Here is a 9,237-nt window from a genome sequence, read left to right on the forward strand (position 1 = left end):
TCCGTTTTGTTTGAACAAGAGTTAGCTAGGTTAGCTTAGTATTTTCAAAAAGAGATTATCGATAGAGGGATAACAGCCCCCTTCATACATACACTGGATTTTATCTAAGTGGCTAACTTAATATTGCAATTTAGGCATTTTTATAAACCTCATCATTCCTTCGTTTTCCAATTGAAATAATCTCAGCTATTTCAACTTGACCACCAATAACCCTAAAGACTATTCGAATACCTATTTTTCTGAACTTAATCTTTTTACAGCCAATTAAATTGGAGTCACCTTTTTTTGTTAGTTCTTCACCAAGCTCATCTGCTCGTAATCTAATCTTCGCAAGTGCGATATCAACATATTTTTTCTCAGAACCATCTAATTTTCGATAATCTTCTTTTGCGTCTTCTATAAATACTATCTCGAATTTATTTTCCATACATTACCCAAATAACTCTTCATCTGAAATAGAATTCGGATCAATCTTTTGAAACTCAGTATATCCTTCTTCACCCATTACATCTTTAATAGTGAATCTAAGTTCGGGTTTTAAGTCTGCTTGTTCAATTCGATCAGAAAGATTCAAATCAAAAAACAACTCCCGCAAAGTTTCCAATTCCATATACATTTTTTCGTAATCCTCATAGCTTTGTACAACTGAATCAATGCTGTTATTTTGAGAAATAAATTGTGGACTCGTTTTTGCATTTCTACGTACTTCTGCAAATCTTTTAGCAGCATTTGAAGCAGAAATAACTTGATCAACATTAAATTGTGGTTTCTCCATAACATTCATCCCCATTTTTATCTTCTCCTCCATAGTATGCTTCTGTTACTTAAAATTATACAATATCACGAAGATAATGTACACCTTTATATAGTGGCTAAATATCACGTCATATATTGGGGATGTATAGGGATAGAATGTTATCTGTAATCCCCTATGAAGTTGTTGTAATTCTTAAAGAATGCTGAAAAAAGTTTACAACACAAAAAGGTTATCCCACAGTCGAAACCACCAATGAGACAACCGCTTAATCAAAACCTATTTGAATCAAATTTTCTCCAACATATTTCACTGTTAAATCCAATGCACGGAATATCTTGTCATAGGATTCAGTAGACAAATCAACTATTACTTGAAGCCCTGTATAACTACTCTTATCTTAGTTTATATTTCAAAAGCAGTAAAACTTCCAGTATCATCAAAATCTTTAACTTGTACTACCTTATCTAAAAACTGCCTGACCATTTTTGCATTGCTTCCTATCGTTAGGGATAGCACATTAAACTCTTTTTTTTTCTTCTTTTTATTGAATACTTCTAAGAATGAATCCTTCACTCGGTCTTCCCCGTCCGTAACAAACACAACATCCGCCTGCTTGAAACGACTTTCGTTTATTACATTCATCGCTCTTTCAAGAGGAAGCGCAAAGTCCGTGCCTCCACCTAAGAAAGTTTGAGCTAAATTGATCATATCTGAACTTTTTATTTTCCCTCTTTCATATTTAAAGATTTTTGTTCGAGTAGAAAACAGGATTAAACAAAAATCCCTTTTCTGTTTTCTTGCAATCGACATGAGCGCTAACGTAAAACCTTTTGATTGGGTATCGAGCTTGTGCATGCTGCCTGATTGATCCAGACAAAGCACAATTGGACCTTTCCCTAGTACCTCATGTCCTTTCAGTTCATATTGCATCGTTTGGCCTTCCACAAAGCGACGTAGGAAGTCGTTCTTCGTTATTGGATGTGTATACAAACCCAATTCCATTGGTAGCATTCTCTCAATATCGTTGCCTAGGGTAACCCCACTTCTTTCCATTGAATCACTATGCTTAGATTTTTGCTTTTTACGGGCTATCTGTTTGAATCGACCCGCCCAATCCGCAATTTCTTTCATCTGTTTATTAGACGCGATCTTTTCAGCTAATGAAATTTGGTCTCGTAAAGGAACTTTTTTCAGTTCTGCGTCACCACTTCCTGCACTCGTGCCTCCAAGTAATGATTTCAAGCTGTCTTTCGTCTGTTTCATTTCCTGTATAGCTGGTGACATCGCTTCTGAAAAGCTATGACTGTTATTCTGTAACGTCTGTTGAAGTTGATCCCCCAAGTCTGACATTGCTTCTATCAAGTCTTCTTGTAACTCCTCACTACCATTTCCAGCCCCATTTTTTTGTTCCTGCTTTTGAAGTTGCCTTTTCATCGCCTGAACCTCTTGCATTTGTTTTTGTAAGCCTTTGTCCCTTTCTTTTTGTTCAATTAACCATTCATTCGTTTTCTCCCCAAATTTCACAGTTCCGATGGCTGAAGATAAGTCATCCAATCGAGTAAAGTTTCGGTAGTTTTCAAACGAATCATCTTTCATGATATTCTCCATAAATAATTTGTTAACTTGCACCGTTAACAAGGTCTGAACGCTTTATGCTTAATGGTATTTTTGTCTAATACAAGCTCCATTCACGAGATAAAGAAAATGGACTGATTGACATGAATTTCTCCTCCTTATAATAGAAATAAGGGGTCCAGGTCATTTTGACCCACCCCCTCTGAATTTTCACATTTGTTCCAACGCAGCAATACGTGATTCAGTGAAAACTTCTGCTTCACGGTCATGGTTCAGAACTTTAAACGCAACAGACCGGCCTGTCATCATCCCTGGCTGGCGTAGGTTGTTTGGCATCTGTAAAATCCAATAGTGTGTATCTTCGGAACTTCCATTAGTTAAGAAGATATTTCAAAGCTATTACAAAGCCAGCTCCGAACTTGGAGTAGGCCGCTACTATAACTTATTCCTAAGAATCTCCTACTGTCAAACGAAGCTAACGTGTTGATAGTTCAATTCAGTTGATATACTTTCACAGGTCTCCCTTTTGCATAATGTGATTCTTCTCCAACATATTCTATTAAACTTACTTTATCCAAATTAGATACAATTCGCTGAGCATTGCGTTCACTCATTTTTAAATGAATGGCTAAATCTTTCGTCGTGAAATTCGTCCAATCCATTTTTCTGATTAAAGATTCAATTCGCTTATACGTTTTGATGCTAACTTTACCTTCTTTTAATTTCGCCAAAAATTCTTTATCATCTGTCCGGTAGTCATAGGCTAGTTCCTCTTCCGCACCAACTGCATCAATCATCGCTCCATCTTCTTGAATAATGACGATATCCTGCTTCTCTTTTCTCTTGGATTCCCGAATCGCACGATAGGCATTCGTCTCTGCCGTGAAGACCGTCTGTCCGAAACCAATCCCGACCGCAATGCCAGAACCTGCTTCAACTGAAAGGTAATTCACTTTTTCTTTCAACGTACCGATTTCTCTTTCGACTGCTCCCCTTGTGCTAAAAATTGCATAGCGCCCATTACCTTGTTCAAAAAGCGAACCATCCAATCTTTCACAAAGCTGGATAAGTGTCTTCTTCAAATGCAATTCCAAATAATCCAATTGATAGGATTCTCTCATTTTCTCTTTAATCGTGTCGTAATCTAAAATCTCAATCATTTCTACACTGATTTGTGTATCCTTATAATATGAGGTTTTAATTTTCTCGAAAAACATCCGAATGGTATGGAAAACTTCATTTCGTGTTGGAGATAACCAAAATGCTGGAATACCCGCTTCTTGTAAATCTTCATAAACGGTTGGATAACAAGTTAAAACCGCTTCTATTTTATTTTGTTCCCATAACTCATAATGAAATTTAAATAATTCTTCCGTTTCTACCTCGACATCGAATCTTTTAATATATACTTTCTCCATCGTTCCTTCTAACTGGGACAACTCATAAGGGCAATATGACGCAATCATATCTATGCTAATCCGTTCCGGCAGTTTTCTACTTTCATTTGAAAGAGTCACAATTCCTTTATAAATATCTAATTCACCAGAATCTATATAGAGAAAGGTTTCATTTTTTCCCACAGTATTCACCGCAATCTTATACGGGATATAGCCTGAAAAAAGCCAATAATCTACTGGTGACTCAGGGTTCGACACAAAATCTTTCACTTCGCTTGTTTTTTTATAAATATAAGGGACGAATTCCAACTCTTGTTCAATTTCTCTTGCCAATGTAAGAATCCTGTTCACGGATTGACTAGGACCGACAACCCCAACTTTGTACATGACGAATACCTACTTTCTGAACGCGTATGTTACTTAATTTTACTGTTAAATCCCATTGAAATCCAGTGAATTTCCAACTTATCACCTTTCACACAAGTAATAGAATTCCAAAAGAGGCTGAATCAATTCAGCCTCCAAATAAAATATGAAGTTTTCATTTCACCGAGTCGGGGATTAATGAGGTGTATGTCTTACCATCCAAACGTTCCTGCAACTCAGCTTTGGCTTGTTCAATAATTTCCGGGTTTTCCATCGCTTGGATGGCTGTCGCCGCAATCACTTTCCCTGCCTGTAGCATCCCTTTATGCGCAATCGGTGTAACTCCCTGCGAAACGACTTGCCATGTATGAAGTGGGGTGCCGAGTGCAAAACAAGTTGTCAGACATTGCATCGTCGGAACAATCCAACTAACATCCCCTACATCTGTAGAGCCTGATAATACAGCATCCGAGGAATTATGTGAGGGAACAAAGTCTGCAATGTCCAGTTCTTTCAACTTTTTCACTGTTTCCCTGTCGCGTCCCACGTACGCATTGTTTAAATCATCCTGTGAAAGCGTACTTCGAATCTCTTTGGCGAATTTTTGATCCGCTTCATCATAAGTAGGAATCTCGACTTTCGTTAAATTCTCGTACATCACATCCGCAAGCACAGTATTTGGGATTAAGTTAGAAGCAGTCCCTTCGAATTCCACTTCAAACGTCGTGCCTGTCATTAAGGCCGCTCCGCGTGCAATGTCATAGACTCTTTCGTAGAGCGATTGAACTTCATCCTTCTCCAGAGCTCGTATCAAATAGACGACTTCGGCATTCGCTTGGACCACATTCGGTGAGATGCCGCCTGTATCTGTAACTGCGTAATGGATACGGGCATCCTGAACCATATGCTCTCTCAAATAATTCACACCGACATTCATCAATTCCACCGCATCCAGTGCACTCCTACCTAAATGAGGCGCCGCCGCTGCGTGGGCACTTTTCCCTTTAAACTTAAAACGAGCAGAGTAATTAGCGAGCGTCTTCACGTCCATAAGACCGGGAACATCCCAAGGGTGCCATGAAAACGCAGCATCCACATCGTCAAAAAGACCAGCACGAGCCATGAATGCTTTACCAGAACCGGCTTCTTCAGCGGGACAGCCATAGAAGCGGACTGTTCCTTTTAACTGATTTAACTCCATATACTCTTTAATTGCAACAGCCGCGGCAAATGCACCTGTTCCCAGCAAATTATGACCACAGCCATGGCCATTTCCACCATTGACAACTGGATCGTGATGGGTAAGTCCTTTTTTCTGACTAAGCCCCGCCAATGCATCATATTCACCCAAAATCGCGACAACAGGCTTCCCGCTTCCGTAATTTCCAATAAAAGCGGTTTCCAGTCCTGCTACGCCACGCTCGACCTTAAAACCTTCCTCTTCCAAAGCCCCTATTAAATAAGCAGAAGATTGATGTTCCTCGAAACACAATTCCGGTACTTCCCAGATTTTATCGCTTAGTGCAATGAACTTTTCTCTTTTTTGCTCGATTAGCCTTGAAACCGTTTTCAGTAAATCCATCACTTATCTCTCCTCTATATAAATTGCCGTTACATAGCATCACTTTCATTGCTCAGCTTGAAGCAACTCGCCTTTTCGGTAATTCAACGTCAATAATGAAACCGTACAAATGACAGCAAAAATAATTAACATCCAAAAAGCAGCATTATACGATCCATTAAACATCTGTACAATAAACCCGATGGCAAGTGGCGTAATAAAGCCTGCTAACTGGCCACCCGTGTTCGCGATTCCCATACTTGTACCTACTACAGTAGATGGAAACCTTTTCAAAATAATAGATGGTAATAAAAGTATTATAAATGAAATGAACATAATCACTATTGTTTGGTAAGTGATGAACATCGTTACGTTCGGCGCATTAAACATGAGGTATAAAATAATCCCAATGAGGACACATGCAATTGCTCCCATCACTTTCTCTCGTTCTTCCGGAAGCCTATCAATCACATATCCAGATAAGAAAATCGCTAAGACCATTGCTAAACCTGGAATTGTTTGCACCCATCCAAGTGAAATTAAATCAAGTCCACGTACATTGACGAGATAAGTCGGCAACCAAGTCGCTAAACCCCAGTTAATCGCGTAAATACTATAATAGGCGATAAATAGATTCAACATCAACGGAGTTTTTATCAATTGCTTGAAAACGCCCTCCTGATTCTCGCCAACCGGTTTGAATTCTTCCTCTTTAAAGCCCTCGGGCAGCCTGATGAAAGCCCAGTAAAGAACAGTAATAATAAGCCCGATACCGCCCAGTACTAGAAAAGACACTCGCCAACCAATTGTTGTCAGCAAATAAACTGAAAGAACCGGTACAATCAGCGACACAATACCGCCAGTTGAAAGCATAATAGACATGGCCCAAGCTCTTTTTGAACTTGGAAACGTTTGCGAAATCAGTTTTGAACTTGAAGGTTGAAATCCACCTTCTCCAATCCCGAATAAGAAACGGATTATAATCATCGAAGTCAGTGACCATACTGCCCCCGTCGCCGCTGTAAAGATCGACCACATCAGGACGGATACAATTAAGACTCTCCTAGAACCGAATTTATCTGCCAACCAACCACCTGGTATTTGCATAAGCGCATATCCCGCAAAAAAACTACTAAGGATAAGTCCAGTACTTGTAGGACTCAATTGTAAATCTTCAGTGATGGACAATATTGCATAGTTTATAAAATAACGATCGAAGTTACCAATGGCCCAACCTATAAATAGTAATAACAAAATCAAGTTTCTTTGTTTCTTAGAAACCATATGTAACCCTCCTTTTCGGAAAAATTTTCCCCCATTTTCTATTTAACGTAGACTTAACGAAATTGTCGCTATATTAAATACTATAAACAGGAATTGAAATTAATGCAATATTTCTTTTTACGAAAACGAAGTGAACAATACATGGATACCCGTTGTTACTGTAGATACTCTAGAAATTTCCTTGACCAACTGATAAATAGACAAAAATTTACGTGAGTCGATTTCATAATTACTTAAACCCGACGCAGCAAAAAGATTGAATTATGAAATTTACTAACATAGCAAAACTAATAATCTATTTCCCACATATAAGCTTGGTCACCCATTGTATGAATAAATCGTTGAGATCCGTTTATCAGAAAAACCCATTGGGTTAGGAGGTATTCAATTCCCTAACCAATATTTCAATAGTACTCATCCACAAAATCTTGAGCATCCTGCGCGGAAATGCCACCAAAACAGATCTTGTTTCGACATGACGTAAGAATCGCTTGTTTCATTGCCTTCGGACCAAGACTTCCCGATTCGATTTCAAGTTGGCCAAGAGATTGTGTCGCAAAAATACCCGCTACCCGGTATTTAGCAGCGAGTGATAAGAAAATCTCTACATACGTATAGCTGTAAACTCATGAAAGACCTATACAAACGTTTAGATTGGTCACTTAGCTTTTTCCCTACTTCTACTTGCATTAACATCTGGAATGCGTTTTGGGGATCGTGTAGGCCTAACCAGAGATGATTTCGATTTCAAGAACAATTTGTTACATATAAAAAGGACTTGGGATTATAAAGAAGGATTTGGATTTTCAACCACAAAAAAACAATTCTTCGGAGTGCGTAATCTTAATAGACCAAGATACCATGAATGTCTTTCAGGATTTATTTGATGAAACTTCGCCTAATTTACATGACTTGTTTTTCTGCAGTCCATATAATAAATCAAACGTGCTAACAAATGCAACAGTAAATAAAAGTTTAAAAATAATGTTGGATGAATTGGAGATAAGATATATTACTGTTCACGGATTAAGACACACGCATGCTAGTATTCTGTTCTATACTTCTCCATATATTTACCGATCTCTTTTTTATGAAACGCCCACTTGCTCCCTAGACATATCTTCGGAAATTCTTCATCATATAAAAGATGGGTTACAATCGTATTCCACGACATGTTTAAATATGTAGCTAGTTGAATTCATGAAAAATACCTCTGATTCAAGTTCTTGTAAATGCTCATCTATTTTCTGAAGATAAAGCTCTTTCATCTTTTCTAGCTCAACTTCTATGGTAATCATTTTTCTTCGCCCAGCCATTCATTCAGCCACTCGATTTCCTCCTGTGACAATCCCTGTTCTTCCGTTTCTCTTTCTATTACATGGTGGCAATTTGCTTCTTCCCATTCTAGGTGGGTTTCCCACTCACGCATAACTTTAACTTCCTTTTCTGTTTATAGTTGCCGCCTATTTTTGAATGGTATTATTTTCGCCATTTTGCCACCTCTTCCGACTTGTTCTGTTCCTTCCATAATAATGGTTTCAATCGAAAGAATCAAAAAAGCCCAAACTATTTTAGTCTGGACAATCTCGATATCACATATTTTTTTAACTTCATATATTTCTATTCCTTCATGAAAACCATTCTTTCTGTACTAAACTGCCCAGTTAATACAATCAATCTAACATAACTATCCTAATACCACGCGCTATGTTAGATTCATATTTCAAATAAAAATAGTAATCAAAATAAAGGATCCTAACCCTTTGATTGAATGGGGTTAGGCTCTTTTTTGAATCTAACATATTTAGATTGTGTTAGATTCGGAAGTTTTTTAATCACGCTTTAATCTAATATTTCCCTAGCGACTTCATTCTTAGGTTCTAATAAAATAAAATAATTTTTTTAGCAATTTCATGAGTTTCTTCATCGCTAATTACTTTATCAGGAACTATGTTCAGAAAAAGCAGGTTTTCCATGTATTTAACATTTTTATAATCAGTTAATTCTACAGCTTTTCTTGCATGGTATAAAGATGCAAAATAAGCACCTTCCGTGTGACAAAGCGGTTGAGATAAAAGAGAAAATGCTAACTCATGAAGTTGTGCATTTTCTTCCTCGAGTAACAAACTTACTATCAATGTATAGTTAGATATACTTTGATTATCAAAAGTTAAATTTGGGCCAATTGTACAATCAAGTTAGCCATCTAAATTCAAATAAAAAAATGCCACTATAAAATTTCGTGTATCATTGAAGTTACGAGACAAACAATGAGAGGAAGTTTTATAGTGGCACAA

The 9,237-nt window shown here is 37.7% G+C and carries 9 protein-coding genes; all 9 read right to left on the bottom strand.

Annotation, left to right across the window (positions count from 1 at the left end):
• Positions 1-130: 130 nt before the first annotated feature.
• Complete coding sequence (locus tag CSV69_RS16060) at positions 131-427, bottom strand: type II toxin-antitoxin system RelE family toxin (RefSeq protein ID WP_099693961.1); 297 nt, start codon at positions 425-427, stop codon at positions 131-133.
• Positions 428-430: 3 nt separating this feature from the next.
• The gene (locus CSV69_RS16065; RefSeq protein WP_085427023.1) at positions 431-790 is read right to left on the bottom strand and encodes a type II toxin-antitoxin system Phd/YefM family antitoxin; all 360 of its coding nucleotides are present in this window, start codon (positions 788-790) and stop codon (positions 431-433) included.
• A 369-nt stretch (positions 791-1,159) separates the two neighbouring features.
• Positions 1,160-2,365, bottom strand: a complete 1,206-nt coding sequence (locus tag CSV69_RS16070) for a VWA domain-containing protein (protein ID WP_143560849.1) — start codon at positions 2,363-2,365, stop codon at positions 1,160-1,162.
• A 177-nt stretch (positions 2,366-2,542) separates the two neighbouring features.
• Complete coding sequence (locus CSV69_RS17355) at positions 2,543-2,668, bottom strand: hypothetical protein (protein WP_255396893.1); 126 nt, start codon at positions 2,666-2,668, stop codon at positions 2,543-2,545.
• A 155-nt stretch (positions 2,669-2,823) separates the two neighbouring features.
• On the bottom strand, positions 2,824-4,116 hold the full coding sequence (locus tag CSV69_RS16080; protein WP_099693962.1) for a hypothetical protein: 1,293 nt from the start codon (positions 4,114-4,116) through the stop codon (positions 2,824-2,826).
• Between the two features lie 154 nt (positions 4,117-4,270).
• Positions 4,271-5,677: a M20 family metallopeptidase gene (locus tag CSV69_RS16085; protein ID WP_099693963.1), complete on the bottom strand. Its 1,407-nt coding sequence runs from the start codon at positions 5,675-5,677 to the stop codon at positions 4,271-4,273.
• Between the two features lie 45 nt (positions 5,678-5,722).
• Positions 5,723-6,940 carry an MFS transporter gene (locus CSV69_RS16090; RefSeq protein WP_085427027.1) on the bottom strand — a complete coding sequence of 406 codons (1,218 nt, stop codon included), beginning with the start codon at positions 6,938-6,940 and terminating at the stop codon, positions 5,723-5,725.
• A 1,294-nt stretch (positions 6,941-8,234) separates the two neighbouring features.
• Positions 8,235-8,369 carry a hypothetical protein gene (locus CSV69_RS17360; RefSeq protein ID WP_255396894.1) on the bottom strand — a complete coding sequence of 45 codons (135 nt, stop codon included), beginning with the start codon at positions 8,367-8,369 and terminating at the stop codon, positions 8,235-8,237.
• 451 nt (positions 8,370-8,820) lie between these two features.
• Positions 8,821-9,078, bottom strand: a complete 258-nt coding sequence (locus tag CSV69_RS16105) for a hypothetical protein (protein ID WP_233192415.1) — start codon at positions 9,076-9,078, stop codon at positions 8,821-8,823.
• Positions 9,079-9,237 lie beyond the last annotated feature (159 nt).

Source organism: Sporosarcina sp. P26b (genome assembly GCF_002743245.1).
GTDB classification, from domain to species: Bacteria; Bacillota; Bacilli; order Bacillales_A; family Planococcaceae; genus Sporosarcina; species Sporosarcina ureae_C.